Origin of the sequence: Iodidimonas gelatinilytica (assembly GCF_008579125.1) — a bacterium.
Taxonomy (GTDB): Bacteria; Pseudomonadota; Alphaproteobacteria; order Sphingomonadales; family Rhodothalassiaceae; genus Iodidimonas; species Iodidimonas muriae.
In genome coordinates this window covers 233,254-247,979 of sequence record NZ_BKCL01000002.1, presented here as the reverse complement: position 1 = coordinate 247,979, position 14,726 = coordinate 233,254, and the positions used below count along the sequence as shown (strand labels likewise).

14 protein-coding genes and 4 pseudogenes are annotated in these 14,726 nt (G+C 55.4%); 3 read left to right on the top strand and 15 right to left on the bottom strand.

The features are described from left to right. Position 1: 1 nt before the first annotated feature. The 11 genes and pseudogenes from JCM17844_RS17130 to coxB form a co-directional block, all read right to left on the bottom strand. A pseudogene (locus tag JCM17844_RS17130) lies at positions 2-1,257 on the bottom strand (cytochrome b). Between the two features lie 12 nt (positions 1,258-1,269). Then, positions 1,270-1,814, bottom strand: a pseudogene (gene petA, locus JCM17844_RS04160) (ubiquinol-cytochrome c reductase iron-sulfur subunit). Positions 1,815-2,127: 313 nt separating this feature from the next. Next, complete coding sequence (locus tag JCM17844_RS04155; protein ID WP_210431328.1) at positions 2,128-3,330, bottom strand: M16 family metallopeptidase; 1,203 nt, start codon at positions 3,328-3,330, stop codon at positions 2,128-2,130. Positions 3,331-3,499: 169 nt separating this feature from the next. Beyond that, a complete protein-coding gene (locus tag JCM17844_RS04150) occupies positions 3,500-4,234 on the bottom strand; it encodes an SURF1 family protein (RefSeq protein WP_149999799.1) in 735 nt (244 codons plus the stop codon). Continuing rightward, positions 4,218-4,538: a DUF983 domain-containing protein gene (locus JCM17844_RS04145; protein ID WP_210431327.1), complete on the bottom strand. Its 321-nt coding sequence runs from the start codon at positions 4,536-4,538 to the stop codon at positions 4,218-4,220. The genes JCM17844_RS04150 and JCM17844_RS04145 overlap by 17 nt, the downstream gene beginning before the upstream one ends. A 128-nt stretch (positions 4,539-4,666) precedes the next feature. Then, complete coding sequence (locus JCM17844_RS04140; RefSeq protein ID WP_149999797.1) at positions 4,667-5,473, bottom strand: cytochrome c oxidase subunit 3; 807 nt, start codon at positions 5,471-5,473, stop codon at positions 4,667-4,669. A gap of 52 nt (positions 5,474-5,525) precedes the next feature. Beyond that, complete coding sequence (locus tag JCM17844_RS04135) at positions 5,526-6,134, bottom strand: cytochrome c oxidase assembly protein (RefSeq protein WP_149999796.1); 609 nt, start codon at positions 6,132-6,134, stop codon at positions 5,526-5,528. Beyond that, complete coding sequence (locus JCM17844_RS16400) at positions 6,134-6,256, bottom strand: cytochrome c oxidase system small membrane protein (RefSeq protein WP_268238497.1); 123 nt, start codon at positions 6,254-6,256, stop codon at positions 6,134-6,136. Before JCM17844_RS16400 ends, JCM17844_RS04135 begins: the two co-directional genes overlap by 1 nt. A gap of 1 nt (position 6,257) precedes the next feature. Further along, entirely contained in the window at positions 6,258-7,190 is a 933-nt protein-coding gene (locus JCM17844_RS04130) for a heme o synthase (RefSeq protein WP_149999795.1), read from the bottom strand. Positions 7,191-7,205: 15 nt separating this feature from the next. Further along, positions 7,206-8,840, bottom strand: coding sequence for a cytochrome c oxidase subunit I (gene ctaD, locus JCM17844_RS04125; RefSeq protein ID WP_149999794.1), 1,635 nt, complete (start codon positions 8,838-8,840; stop codon positions 7,206-7,208). Between the two features lie 25 nt (positions 8,841-8,865). Further along, positions 8,866-9,786 (bottom strand): cytochrome c oxidase subunit II, encoded by a 921-nt coding sequence (gene coxB, locus JCM17844_RS04120; protein ID WP_149999793.1) that lies wholly within the window; start codon positions 9,784-9,786, stop codon positions 8,866-8,868. A gap of 372 nt (positions 9,787-10,158) precedes the next feature. On the opposite strand from coxB, the pseudogene tldD reads away from it, so the two are divergent. From tldD to JCM17844_RS04105, 3 genes and pseudogenes are all read left to right on the top strand, one after another. Then, a pseudogene (gene tldD / locus JCM17844_RS04115) lies at positions 10,159-11,539 on the top strand (metalloprotease TldD). A 29-nt stretch (positions 11,540-11,568) separates the two neighbouring features. After that, the gene (locus JCM17844_RS04110) at positions 11,569-12,132 is read left to right on the top strand and encodes a pyridoxamine 5'-phosphate oxidase family protein (RefSeq protein WP_149999792.1); all 564 of its coding nucleotides are present in this window, start codon (positions 11,569-11,571) and stop codon (positions 12,130-12,132) included. A 108-nt stretch (positions 12,133-12,240) separates the two neighbouring features. Further along, positions 12,241-12,612, top strand: coding sequence for a hypothetical protein (locus JCM17844_RS04105; RefSeq protein ID WP_149999791.1), 372 nt, complete (start codon positions 12,241-12,243; stop codon positions 12,610-12,612). 63 nt (positions 12,613-12,675) lie between these two features. Here JCM17844_RS04105 and JCM17844_RS04100 read toward each other — a convergent pair whose 3' ends face one another. The 4 genes and pseudogenes from JCM17844_RS04100 to JCM17844_RS17125 all read right to left on the bottom strand — a co-directional run. Further along, complete coding sequence (locus JCM17844_RS04100) at positions 12,676-13,056, bottom strand: response regulator (protein ID WP_149999790.1); 381 nt, start codon at positions 13,054-13,056, stop codon at positions 12,676-12,678. Continuing rightward, on the bottom strand, positions 13,034-13,615 hold the full coding sequence (locus tag JCM17844_RS04095) for a phosphoribosyltransferase (protein ID WP_149999789.1): 582 nt from the start codon (positions 13,613-13,615) through the stop codon (positions 13,034-13,036). Before JCM17844_RS04095 ends, JCM17844_RS04100 begins: the two co-directional genes overlap by 23 nt. Further along, positions 13,615-14,553 carry a hypothetical protein gene (locus JCM17844_RS04090; RefSeq protein WP_235898905.1) on the bottom strand — a complete coding sequence of 313 codons (939 nt, stop codon included), beginning with the start codon at positions 14,551-14,553 and terminating at the stop codon, positions 13,615-13,617. The genes JCM17844_RS04095 and JCM17844_RS04090 overlap by 1 nt, the downstream gene beginning before the upstream one ends. Positions 14,554-14,565: 12 nt before the next feature. Then, positions 14,566-14,664 (bottom strand): annotated as a pseudogene (locus JCM17844_RS17125) (MJ0042-type zinc finger domain-containing protein); the annotation flags it as partial. Positions 14,665-14,726: the final 62 nt, after the last annotated feature.

Sequence of the window (14,726 nt, the reverse complement as noted above, 5' to 3'; positions counted from 1 at the left end):
GTCATTCCGCCGGAGCGGTTGCAGACCGCGCCGATGCTTTGTTGCCAATGACCGCCGATGCAATCGATTCCGGCAAGGGCTTGGTTTTCTCCACTTTACCCAAAATTGGCAGGATCAAGAGGAAGTGCACGAAATAATACACCGTGGCCAGGCGCCCGATCAAAATCCATGATCCTTCCGGCGGATTGGCACCAACCACACCAAGCACGACACCATCCACAACCAACAGCCAGAAAAACAGCTTATAGGCAGGGCGGAAGATCGCAGAGCGGACCTTCGAGGTATCGAGCCAAGGCAGGAAGAACAACAATCCCACGGCGGCAAACATCAACAACACACCACCAAGTTTATCGGGAACGGCGCGCAAGATGGCGTAGAAAGGCAAGAAATACCATTCCGGCACGATATGCGGCGGCGTCACCAGCGGATCGGCTGGGATGTAATTGTCGGGATGTCCAAGGGAATTGGGCATATAGAAAACAAACAGCCCAAAAAAGATCAGGAACACACCCACACCCAGCGCATCCTTGGCTGTGTAGAAGGGATGGAACGGCACTTGATCCTGCGGGCCTTTGACATCAATCCCCAGCGGATTGTTCGAGCCGGGCAAGTGCAGCGCCCAGATGTGCAGGATCACCACGCCGGTAATCACGAAGGGCAACAGATAATGCAGGGAGAAGAACCGCTTCAATGTGGGTTCATCCACCGAGAAACCGCCCCACAACAGGGTCACAATGCTTTCACCAACCCCGGGGATAGCCGAGAACAGATTGGTGATCACCGTGGCACCCCAGAAGCTCATCTGGCCCCAAGGCAGCACATAGCCCATGAAGCGGTGGCCATCATCAAAAGCAGAATCACAACACCCAGCATCCACAAAATCTCACGCGGGGCCTTATAAGAACCATAATAAAGACCGCGGAAAATATGGATATACACAACGATGAAGAACATCGATGCGCCATTGGCGTGGATATATCGGATCAACCAGCCATAATTCACATCACGCATAATGCGTTCGACCGAATCGAACGCCGCCAATGTGGACGGGGTATAGTGCATGGCCAGCACAATGCCGGTCACGATCTGAATCACCAGACATAAACCGGCAAGACTGCCAAAATTCCAAAAATAATTCAGGTTGCGCGGTGCTGGATATCCGGCGCCCAGCGTTCCGTGAACCAGAGACAAGATCGGCAAACGCTCATTAAACCAGCGCACTGCCTTGTTCTTGGGCGTGTAACTTCCCGTTGCCATGATGTGCGCTCCTTAGCCGACCAGAATGCGGTCATCGCTGATGAACTGATAATCCGGAACCTCAAGATTGAGGGGAGCCGGGCCCTTGCGAATGCGACCTGCGGTATCATAATGCGATCCGTGACAAGGGCAGAACCAGCCCCCGAAATCACCGGCTTCACCCAATGGTACACAGCCAAGATGGGTGCACACACCCACCATCACCAGCCATTGTTCATGGCCCGGCTTGGTGCGTTCGTCATCTGTTTGCGGATCGCGCAGATCGGAAAGATCGACGGCTTTTGCCTCTTCAATTTCCTTATCGGTGCGATTGCGGATAAAAACCGGCTTCCCGCGCCACATTACCTTGATCGACTGGCCCCGCTCCACCGCGGCGATATCCACCTCGATGGAGCAAGCGCCAATGTATCTTTGGAAGGATTCATCTGATCAATGAACGGCCATGCGGCATAAGCCGCACCCACCGCCCCCATCGCTGTTGTAGCGATATACAGGAAATCCCGGCGCGTGGTGCCGTCTTCGCTAACCTGTTCAACCGTGCTCGGGTTGCTGCTCATTTTCCCGTCCCAGAGCTTGAAGGCGGATCGCCCATTTCACATAATAAAACCATGCCTGATCTACAGGCCCGGCAGCCAAACTTCTATGCGACACGCGGTCACGTTCAAGGCAAGAAATGGCTGTCGACCCCTCTCAACATGCTGCGGCGTGGTTTAGCTGGGCGCACGCGACTTTGCAACGGTTAAACCCGATCAAGGCGCGGACACCCCCGTTTAACTGCCCTAAAAACCCGCAATCAGGAAAACAAACCTCCCCTTAAAAGAGGGGCTTCCTTGTCCGGACGCGGATTTTTATAGACTGGTTTAGGCACGCTTACCCAGCCTGGAACAACGCCTGCAGCCGATCATAATCCGGCAAGCGATCTGACAGGCCCACTGTCGCAACACTCAACCCGCCATCGCTCAGCAAGCGTTCGCAGACACGCACAAGCGCTGCTCCATCCACGGCATCCACAGCATCCACCATTTCATCGATACTGATCAAGCGCCCGAAAATCAAAAGCTGCCGGGCCATATGCTCGATACGCGATGACGTGCTTTCCAAAGACATCAAAAGACCGGCCTTCAACTGTGCACGGGCGCGGGCAATTTCATCGACAGGGGCCTGATTGGTCATGGCCAGCATTTCACCGGCAATCACCTGCACCAGATCTCCGGCCATATCCGGCGATGTACCTGCATAAACCCCGAACAGGCCCGTATCCGCATGGGAATTGGTGAAGCTGTAAACGGAATAGGCAAGCCCGCGTTCTTCCCGCACTTCCTGGAACAGGCGCGACGACATCCCTCCCCCCAACATGGTGGAAAATACCTGGGTGGCATAATAATCGGGATCAGAAAACGACACCGAGGGAAAGCCCAAGGTCATATGAAGCTGTTCGGTTCTACGGTTACTGCGTTTCTCGCCACCACCATATCGCGCCGGTTCATAAGCACGCGGCCTGCCCGTGGGCAAAGATGATAACGACTCCGAAACAAGCCTTACAACATCTTCATGTGTGATATTTCCCGCCGCGGCGACAATCGTATTGTCACAGCGATAATGCCCTTTCAGAAAGGCGAAAACATCATCTCTTTTAAAATTCGCAACCCGTTCCGCCGTTCCCAGAATGGACCGCCCCAGCGGTTGATCGGGATAAGCCACCTCTTGCAGATCATCGAACACGATATCGTCAGGCGTATCTTCCGCCTGGCCAATTTCCTGGATGATCACTTCGCGTTCCCGATCCAGTTCTTTCGAATCGAGCACAGAATTCTGAACGATGTCCGCCAGAATATCCATGGCCAGCGGCACATCTTCCTTCAAGACCTTGGCATAGAAGGTCGTATGATCCCGTGAGGTATAAGCGTTTAAATGCCCCCCCACATTTTCAATTTCTTCCGCAATGGCCCGGGGGCTACGGCGCAAAGTCCCTTTAAACAGCATATGTTCCAAAAGATGGGACATGCCGTTTTCTTCCAATGTTTCATAGCGCGCACCGGCATCCACCCACAGGCCAAGGGACACCGACGCCACATGGGCATATAGTCCGTCACGATGCGGATACCATTGTCCAATTTGGTCAATTGCGCACCATCCGCCAGCGGAGATTGGGTGTCTATGATGCCGTTATATCGATGCAAATCCTGTATCCTTGAAGGGTTTTGAAAAGTCTAATGGACGAAACGGTCCGCCGTCCAGCGGCTCAGCGTTTTACGCCGGTCTTCGCCCCGGTTTCAGAGGGTGGCCGCCGCCATCCGAAAACCAGATAAATGGCCAATAAAGCAAGCGCCAAGCCATACCATGTGATCACATAGCTCAAATGGTTATTGGAGATCGTGTAATTCGTCACGCCGCCGCGCGGCCAACCGCCCTTCGCCGTTTGAGTCGCCTCAACAAACACCGGTGCCACACGCTGAAGCCCCGCATGGGCTGCCATGGCAGGCAGGTCACGCCAGTACCAAAGATTGGCCTGCGGATCATTCTTCGGGACAAAAAGGCCAGGGCGCGACGGCAAGCGCACAATGCCCGTAACGCTGACCACCCCGCTTTCTTGCCCATCGGGACGGCTGTCAGGATCGCGGCCATCCGGCGGCACCTCGCCGCGCACCACAAGCACCGGCGAACCACCATCAAGGCGGATCAATGGTGTGATAATATGATATCCCCGCCCCGCATGGACGGCCATTTCGGCAGCATGGTCGAACCGCCCCGTCACCGTCACCGGGCGGTAGCGCCAGCGTGTCAGATCGTCCAATTCCGCCGGCAGGGGCACAGGGTCCGCAGCCGACCGTTGAGCGATATCCGCAAGCAGGTCGGTCTTCCACGCCAAGCGCTGTATTTGCCACGTGCCCAAACCCACCAACAGCACAAGGCCAAAGATGGTGAAGATCGTTGGCCACAGGCCGGGGCGAAATCCGCGATCAGGATTCACCGTCATCGCCCTGCGCCCCAGATTCAACAGATCCTTCGACGGCGCTATGGCGATATTGGAGGGCAATCAATGTCGCCTTGAAGGGCCGCAGCAAGCCGATGGACAGCCCTAGGATACAAGGCCCCCACAACACCACATGCACCCAGTAAGGGGGCTTGAATGTGGTCTCAACAAACAGCGCGGCAAAAGTGACAATGAAACCGACGATCAAAATAATGAACACGGCGGGTCCGTCACCACTGTCCACCTTTTCATAATCAAGGCCGCACTGGTTGCACGCCGTATCGACGGTCAGAAAACCTTTGTACAATGAGCCGGTGCCACATCGCGGGCAGCGCGATCGCGCCCCCGCAAGAAAGGGAGAAACCGGCGGAAAGGATCCACCGGCTTCATCAGAGTGTTTTCCGAACCCAGATTCGGATGAAGGCATGTTCTTACTCAATGGGTTATCGACCCCGCGCCCCAAATATAAATGCTGGCGAACAAGAACAACCACACCACATCCACGAAATGCCAATACCAGGCCGCCGCTTCAAAGCCGAAATGATGATCGGCGGTGAAATGCCCGCGATAGGCCCGGATCAAGCAAATGGTCAGGAAGATTGTTCCAACAAGCACATGGAAGCCATGAAAGCCCGTGGCCATGAAGAAGGTCGAGCCATAAATCCCCGACGACATGCCAAAGGCTGCCGACGAATATTCATAGACCTGTAAGCAGGTGAAGAATGCCCCCAGAAGAACCGTTGCCCATAGCCCTTGTTTCAAGCCATCGCGGTCATTGTGCAACAAGGCATGATGCGCCCAGGTGACTGTGGTACCCGAAAGCAGCAGAATCAATGTGTTCACATATGGGATATGCCAAGGATCGAAGGTGACAATCCCTTCCGGCGGCCATGTGCTGCCAATGGCTTCCGTGGGGAACAGGGCCGCATTGAAATAGGCCCAGAACCACGCCACAAAAAACATCACTTCCGAGACAATGAACAGTATCATCCCATAGCGCAAACCGATCTGCACCACGGGCGTATGATCGCCGGCAAGAGCTTCACGGATCACATCACCCCACCATTCATACATGGTGTAAAGTACGCCCATAACGCCCAGCGCAAAGATATAAACGCCATAAGGCCAGTCATGGAACAGGCCCACAGCGCCAAGGGCCAGAACAAACACCGACATGGAGCCGATGAGGGGCCAAGGGCTGGGGTCTACCAGATGATAATCGTGCTTAACGTCGCCCGCCATGATTTCACTCTCTCTTCTCTGCCAAGCCGCCTTGTCTCGGCGGCCCTCTTTGTTATTCGCCTGAAATATCACCCAACCCCATATCGGATGTCTTTAATCCGGCATGGATTTCATTGCCCTTCCCCTCGGCAATGCCTTGGAAAAAGAAGGTATATGACAAGGTGATTTCCGTCACATCATCAAGTTTTTTATCGTCCGCAATATCGGGGTCGATAAAATAGGTCACCGGCATTTGCACCGTTTCCCCGGGTTGAAGCGTTTGTTCGGTAAAGCAAAAGCAAGCGATTTTCGAAAAATACAAGCCCGCTTTATAGGGGGTCACATTAAAAGCCGCGCTGCCCGTGATCGGCTCATCGGACAGATTGGTGGCCTCAAAAAAAGCCAGGGCCGTTTCTCCGACCTTCACAGTCTGTGTGTTTTGAAGCGGATGGAATTTCCAAGGCAAATCCGCATCCACGCTGCCATCGAACCGCACACTCATGACCCGGTCGAGGACCACATGATCTCCGGCGTCCGCCCGTTGGGTGGTGCCGCCATAACCGGTAACCTGACAAAAAATCTCGTAAAGCGGAACGGCAAACGCGGCCAAAGAGCCAGACGCCGTCAGCGCCAAAAGGGCAATGGATACCGCCCGGAGATTTTTCTTTGCCATGGGGGTCATCAAGACAACCCCTGCAGTTTTACAATGGTGACAGCGAAAAACACGACCACAAAGCCCGCCAAGGCAAGGGCAAGGCCGATATTACGCTGCCGGCGGCGCTTTTCAAAATCCGGATCGGCCATATCAAACAGCTCCCATCACATGTTCAGCGCCCAAAGTGGCAAAGATCAAAAACAGATAGAGGATCGAAAAGGTGAACAAGCGCCGGTCCGCTCCGTCTTTCCCCTGCCAAAGCCGGAAAGCGCGATACACAAACACCGCTCCCAGCACCGAAGAAATAACGCCATAAGCCGCACCGCCGAACCCAAGCACCCAGGGCAACAAACCAGAAATCGCCAGCAGAACGCTATAAAGCAAGATCTGGCGACGGGTTTCCGGCTCCCCCGATGTGGTGGGAAGGATGGGCACGCCCGCGCGGGAATAATCCATCTTCACAAACAGCGCCAAAGCCCAGAAATGCGGCGGCGTCCATAAAAAGATAATGGCAAACAGCACCAGCGATTCAATGGTTACGGAACCGGTGACGGCTGCATAGCCGATCATTGGCGGAAAGGCTCCTGCCGCTCCGCCAATCACAATATTCTGAGGCGTCCGCCGCTTCAGCCAAATGGTGTAGATCACTGCATAAAATACAATGGTCAGCGCCAGCAACGTGGCCGCAGCCAGATTAAGCGCCAAGGCCATGAAGGTGACAGACCCCACCGACAGCACCAACCCGAACCCCAAGGCATCATTGGCGGTGAGTTTTCCTGACGGCACCGGACGTTTTGCCGTGCGGGCCATCACCGCATCAATGTCTGCATCGAACCACATATTGAGCGCGCCTGCAGCCCCGGCCCCGACAGCGATGCACAGCACCGCTGCGAAGGCCAGAACCGGATGCAGACTGCCCGGTGCCACCAACATGCCGACAAAGCCGGTGAACACCACCAAAGACATCACCCGCGGCTTTAAAAGCAACGCATAGTCCCGCACATCACCCTGCCCATAAGGGAGAGAGACATTGGCACCGGATGCCGATTGCGTAGCAATCTGTGGATCGATGGGTTTGGTCATTTTTAATGTGCAGCCTTATTTGATCTGCGGCAGCTCATTGAACTGATGGAACGGCGGCGGTGACGACAAGGTCCATTCCAGCGTCGTTGCCCCTTCGCCCCACGGATTTTGCACAGCTTTGCGGCCAGCAAGAAGCGTATAGGCCACAACCCCGAAGAACCAGAGCAAACCAAGGCCGGTGATATAGGTACCGTAGCTGGAAACCTCGTGCCACAGGGAATAGCCATCGGCATAATCCACATAGCGGCGCGGCATGCCTTGCAGGCCCAAGAAATGCTGCGGGAAGAAGATCAGGTTCACACCGACAAAGGTGAGCCAGAAATGCACCTTGCCTGCCCATTCGGGATAGTCCCGCCCGCTCATCTTGCCGATCCAGTAGTAGAAGGCGGCAAAAATAGCGAACACAGCCCCCAACGACAGCACATAATGGAAATGGGCCACCACATAATAGGTGTCATGCAAAGCCGTATCAACGCCGGCATTGGCCAGAACAACCCCGGTCACACCGCCAACCGTGAACAAAAAGATGAAACCAATGGCCCACAACATGGGGGTTTTGAATTCCATGGAACCGCCCCACATGGTGGCGATCCAGCTAAAGATTTTCACGCCCGTCGGCACAGCGATCACCATGGTCGCCGCCACGAAATAGGCTTTGGTATCCACATTCAGGCCCACAGTGAACATGTGATGCGCCCACACGATAAAGCCGATGAAGCCGATGGCCACCATGGCATAGGCCATGCCCAGATAGCCGAACACAGGCTTCTGACAGAATGTGGAAACAATGTGGCTGATAATGCCAAAGGCCGGCAGGATCAGGATGTACACTTCAGGGTGACCGAAATACCAGAACAGATGCTGGTACAAAATCGGATCCCCACCACCGGATGGCTCGAAAAAGGCTGTGCCGAAATTACGGTCCGTCAGCAGCATGGTCAGGGCCCCGGCCAGAACCGGCAAGGCCAGAAGCAGCAAGAAAGCCGTTACAAGAACCGACCAGGCAAACAGCGGCATTTTATGGATGGTCATACCTGGTGCGCGCATATTCAAGATCGTGGTGATGAAGTTGATCGCACCCAGAATCGAGGAGATCCCGGCAATATGCAGCGACAGAATAGCCAGATCCACAGCAGGTCCGGGATGGCCCGTGGTGCTGCTCAACGGAGGGTAGAGAGTCCAGCCACCGCCAACGCCCGCGGCACCCGGAGGGCCTTCCATGAACAAGGACAGGATCAACAGCATCAGCGACGGCGGCAACAGCCAGAAACTGATATTGTTCATGCGCGGGAAGGCCATATCCGGCGCACCGATCATGATCGGGATGAAAAAGTTCCCGAACCCGCCGATGAGCGCGGGCATCACCATGAAGAAGATCATGATCAGGCCGTGGCCGGTAATCAGCGAATTATAAAGTTGATAGGCGGCATTCAAATCACCACCGGTAAGAAAGGGCAAAAACTGCACGCCCGGTTCTTGCAATTCAATGCGAATGGCAAGCGACATCAAAAAGCCGACAAGCCCGGCGAATCCAGCGAACCACAGATACAGGATCCCGATATCTTTATGGTTTGTGGATAGCAGATAACGCTTCAGGCCCGTTGGGTGCCCGTGATCGTGCGTATCATGTGTATGAGCGGTGGTGACCATTGTCCCGTCCTCGATCGTATCTAACTCAATGAACCTGACGGCCGGCTGATGCCAGACGCGTGGAGCCGGGCGCTTCGGCATATTCTGCGCGCGCCTTTTCAACCCATAGCTTGAAATCTTCTTCGCTCACCACTTCAACCACGATGGGCATATAAGCATGGCGAATACCGCAAATTTCCGAGCATTGCCCGTAATAAGTACCAATTTCGTCGGCCTGGAACCATGTTTCGTTCAACCGGCCCGGCACGGCATCGATTTTCACACCGAAGGAGGGAATCGCCCAGCTGTGGAGCACGTCAGATGCGGTCACCAGCATTTTGACCACTTTGCCCACCGGCACAACGATCCGGGTATCCGTATCCAGAAGACGGAAAGTTTGCGGCGGCTCGTCGCGCACCAAAAACTCGGCAAGGCGCATCTCGGCATCTTTGCGTTCGCCCTGCACGTCGCTGGACATATCCGTATAATATTTCTCATCCAGCATCAGCGCATCGAAGGCCATATTATCATAATCGGGATATTCATAGCTCCAATACCACTGATGACCGGTGGCTTTCACGACCAGATCCGCTTCGGGAATTTCATCTTGCAAATAAAGCAATTTGAAGCTGGGGATCGCGATCAGCACCAGAATCAGGATCGGCACCACGGTCCACACCACTTCCACAAGGGTATTGTGCGATGTTTTGGACGGCTTTGGATTGGATTTCCGATTATACCGAATCATCACCCATACCAGCAAAACCGCCACCATCACGGTGATGACCGTAATGATCGACAGCAAAAGATTATGAAAGCTGGTGAGCTGCTCCATGATCGGCGTTGCGGCTGGTTGCAGCCCCATATGACCATCTTCGCCTTTACGCACGACCTGGGCCATCGCAGACACGGCGCCTGAGGTGCTGGCAAAAAGCGCCGCACCGATTATGCCGAGAAGCTTTTTCATCACGTTTTCCCGCCTCACAGTTTTATGACCGGGCCACCCGAAAGGAACGCCCGGCAATGGCCGATTGTATATCGACCCTTTTCCTATACCCGACATCATGCCCCATAAAGAATGAGACAAATTGCCCAGCCCTTGTTTCTGGTCCTTATTTCTGGCCACAACCGGGACCATATCCCCAAGAACGGAGGACGCACAGGGACCATTTGCGCGGACATATAGCAGGAGATTGCTCCAAGGCAAACATTGTGCAAACCTCGACATCACATCTCGGTGCTTCAGAGCGCGCCCCAAAGGCACCCGCTTTGAAGAGGCCCCGTCAAAAACAGGATCGATATGAGCCTTTCCCCAGACTTCTTTTTCCAGCATTCCGGCATGGATGCCGACACTGTAACACGTCTTTTAGACAACAGCCTTCATGGCCTTGATGATGGCGAATTATTTTTGGAATACAGCCAATCCGAAGCCCTGCTTTTGGATGACGGGCGGCTGAAATCCGCGTCATTCGATACCAATCAGGCTTTGGTCTGCGTGGTGTCAGCGGGGAAGCCACCGGCTATGCCCATGCCTCTGAACTGTCCGAAGCCGCCATTGCCCGCGCCGCCGAAACGGTAAAAGCCGTCCGCAGCGGAGCCTCGGGCACATTGTCGCACCCACCCATCGGCACCAATCGTCGGCTCTATAGCCCTGCCAATCCGCTCGATACGCAGGATTTCGCCCAAAAGGTGGCGCTGCTGCGCTCCATTGATGCCTATGCCCGACAAAAAGACAATAAAGTGGTGCAAGTCTCTGTCTCTTTGGCAGGAAGCTGGCAGGTGGTCGAGATTATACGCCCCGGCGGACAACGGGCCCGCGATATTCGTCCGCTTGTGCGACTCAATGTGTCCTTGGTGCTGGCCAGTGGCGAACGCCGCGAAAGCGCCAGCTATGGCGGCGGCGGGCGGCATGGCTATGATGATTTCTTCAAAGAAGCCACATGGAAGCGCTATGTGGATGAAGCCTATCGCCAAGGGGAAGTGGCACTGGAAAGCGTGAACGCGCCGGCGGGCACCATGCCGGTGGTGCTTGGCCCCGGCTGGCCCGGCATTTTGCTGCATGAAGCCATCGGCCACGGGCTGGAAGGCGATTTCAACCGCAAGAAAACCTCGGCCTTTTCAGGGCTTTTGGGTGAAAGGGTGGGATCGAAAGGCGTAACCATTGTGGATGACGGCACCCTTGATCAACGGCGCGGATCGCTGACCATCGATGATGAAGGCACCCCGACGAGCCGCACCGTTCTGATCGAAGACGGAATCTTGAAAGGCTATATGCAAGACCGCACCAATGCGCGTCTGATGGGCATGGCAGCCACCGGCAATGGACGGCGCGAATCGCATGCCCACCAGCCCATGCCACGCATGACCAATACCTATATGCTGTCTGGCGAGCATGATCCGGGCGATATTCTCGAAAGCGTACAGGACGGGCTTTATGCGGTGAATTTCGGCGGCGGTCAGGTGGATATCACCTCGGGAAAATTCGTGTTCTCCTGCACCGAAGCTACCGTATCCGCGGTGGCAAAATCGCCGAACCGGTGAAAGGCGCAACGCTGATCGGCAATGGGCCCGATGTTCTGACGCGGGTGAAAATGATCGGCAATGATCTGGCTTTGGACCCCGGCGTGGGCACATGCGGAAAAGGCGGGCAGTCGGTACCTGCCGGTGTCGGGCAGCCAACACTTTTGGTGGATGCCCTGACTGTCGGCGGCACCGCCTGATAGGCAACACACACGCATAAAGGAACGATATGGCGGATTTTTACGAGGCATTGACCGATGAATTGATCCGCTTTATCGACGCACAAGCGGTGTTTTTCACCGCCTCTGCCTGTGCGCAGGGGCGTATCAATCTCTCGCCAAAGGGCATGGACTGTTTCCGGGTTCTCGGCCCCACACGCTGTGCCTATATGGATCTTACGGGAAGTGGCAATGAAACGGCGGCCCATCTGAAGCAAGATGGCCGCCTGACCATCATGTTCACCAGTTTTGCCCGCGCTCCCCTTATCCTGCGGCTTTATGGGCAGGGATCGGTGATCCGCCCCCATCATCCCGAATGGACGGATCTGGCACCGCATTTTCCCGATGAACCGGGCCGTCGCCAGATCATCGTGATCGATATTGACAGCATACAAACCAGCTGCGGCTACGGGGTGCCGGAAATGACCTTCCAGCGCGAACGCCCCACCTTGCGCAAATGGGCTGAGAAAAAAGGCCCCGATGGCATCACATCCTATCAGAAGGAAAAGAACCAACGCTCCATCGACGGGTTCGACACGGGGCTTTATGAGGTCGGACCTCATGATGAATCATAAAATTTGAGATAAAGTCTAAAAGGGATTAAAGAAAGATTTACCGACGCATGTTAGAGTTTCCTGTCAGATTCGGGACAGCCGAGTCGTTTTAGGGTTTTGGAGAGCAATATGGCCATCATCGGTGATAGCGGCCTGTCGGGTTTAATTCCCGGCAATTCCCAGGCAAACCAACCCAATGCCCCGCAGGCACGGGAAACCTCTGGCAGTGGCGGCACCACAGCACGGGGCGGGTCCAGTGATCGGGATGAAGGTGTAATCGTCGATTTGTCGGCCACAGCCCGCGCCGTGGCGGAAGCGCCCGCTGATGCGGTTACCAGTGCGGCCAATGATTCCGGTGTCGGTGATCGGGACATTCAGCAAGAGCTTCAGGCAGATCGCGCCGAACGCCGCAGTGAAAATGACGATATCCGGCAAGAAGCCGCGGTTGAACGCCGTGATGCCGCCTCAGAACGCCGTGAGCGCGTGGATTTTCAGGTTTAAAGCCACAGAAACCGCCAACCTATAAGCTGAAAAAGCATTCTTGGAATCCGGCCCCTGATCTATTCAAGGGGCCGTGTTTTTTGGCGGGTTAGCCAATGCATGACGCACGGCCTTTAGCAATTGTTCCAGCGTAAATGGCTTGGACAGCACATCGGTGATTAAAAAATCCAGATTATGGGCGCGCTGCTTTTCCATGGCATAGCCGGTCATCAGCAAGACGGGCATATGGGGGCGGTCAGCGGATAATTTCAGCGCCAGCGCAATGCCATCCATCACCGGCATCACAATATCGGCAAGCAAAAGATCAAACGGCCCTGCCTGCAGCTTTTCCAAGGCCGCCCCGCCATCGGCCACATCGACCACATCATAGCCGTGACTTTCCAGACCACGGCGCACAAATTCCCTTACCGATGCTTCGTCTTCAGCCAGAAGAATTTTCGCCATCGCCGCCGGTCTCCTGCTCTACATATCCAATATAGGGCAATTCACGGAAACGATAAGCATAATCCATACCATAGCCAATCACGAACAGATCGGGACATTCAAACCCGGCGAAATCCGGCGCGATCACCGGCTCCCGCGCGGCGGATTTATCCAGCAAAACCCCAGTCATCACACGGGCAGCGCCTTTTTCGGCAAAATATCCTTTCGCAAAAGACAAGGTGCGGCCGGTTTCCAAAATATCGTCGATCAGCAGCACATCGCGCCCGGCAATAGCGCCCCGTGCATCGGCTTCCAGCACCACATTGCCGGAGCTTTTCGTGCCTTCGCCATAGCTGGACAAGGCAATGAAGTCGATTTCCACGGCCACACCGCGCCGCGACAGGGCCCGCACCAGATCGGCGGCAAACAGCACCGCCCCGTTCATAATCACTTCCACCAGCAAGGGACCGTCGGCGGCTTCAGCTATGGCATCTGCCATAACCTCGATTCGTGTGCCGATCTCCTCAGCGGAGTAGAGCGTCTTAATGGCATTTGGGCCAATTTCATCAGGATGTTGCATCAGCTCTCGCTCCGATTTTTCCATTCATGCACGATACCGGTGGTCTGGGCCGGCGCGTTTTCGATACGCACGGAAAACCGAACCGTTTCCCGCGCAGTCAATACAGGCATATCCAAGGCAACGCCAGCCCGTTTCAAACTGTTTCCCGCGCCATCCACAAGGATCAGCTCCAAGGGCGGCAAGGGATAATCCTCCCCAGTGCTATTGGCAATGGCACCACCCACCACCAAAGTCCATCCATCGCCCTCAGCTTCCCATATGGGATCTGTGTCGATGCGGACGGACAGGGCTTCATCCACGGGCGGCAACATGGCCGGGTTCACGGTTTCCAAGGCTTCGGCGCTGCCATCGGCCACGGATGTGGATGGAGAATCTCCCATACCCACCATGTCATAAAGTTTGGTAATCGGGGGCCACGCGCGGGACAGGGGTTTTTGCAAGGTGACAAACCCGGCCATCAGGGCAAGGATGAACAGGGCCCATGCAGCATAGCCCCAAACCACCCGGGAACTGCGGGTTTCCTGCACCACCGGCATCCCGGCACTGCCATAAACATGTGTGCCTTCCCGCAACCGGCGCATGGTTTGCGCCACATCCTCTTCAAGGCTGAGCTCGTCAAATGATGTATGCAGATCATCCCCTGCCGTCGGCTCTGTGGTGCGCCATGAGGCTTCCGGTTCTGCCTCGCCTTCATGGTCTACGTCCCAATCTTCGTCGTCCACTTCTTCTTGGGCGCGTTTCACCCCTTGGGCAATCTGGGACAAAATATCTGCGGGACTTTCTTCGGATGGTGCCTCATCAAAGGCATCTGACTTTGGCGATTCTTCCGCCTCAAAAGAAGGGGGCGCAACCGGCTCTGATCCCGTGGGCGCAGATGGAGCCTCAAGTGAAGAGGCATGATTGCCCTCAACTACACCATCCGATTCCGTTTCTGGCATGGCATGCCATTCATGGCCGCACGATCCACAGCGCACCCGCCGCCCCTGTGGCCCCACGGCCTGAGCGGGAATTCGAAAGCGTATCGCGCAATGTGGGCAGGTAAGAATCATAACCAGCGTGTTGAGCCACTTCCACTTCAGGAGACCATCCTTAGCCCCCTTGCGTGTTTTAT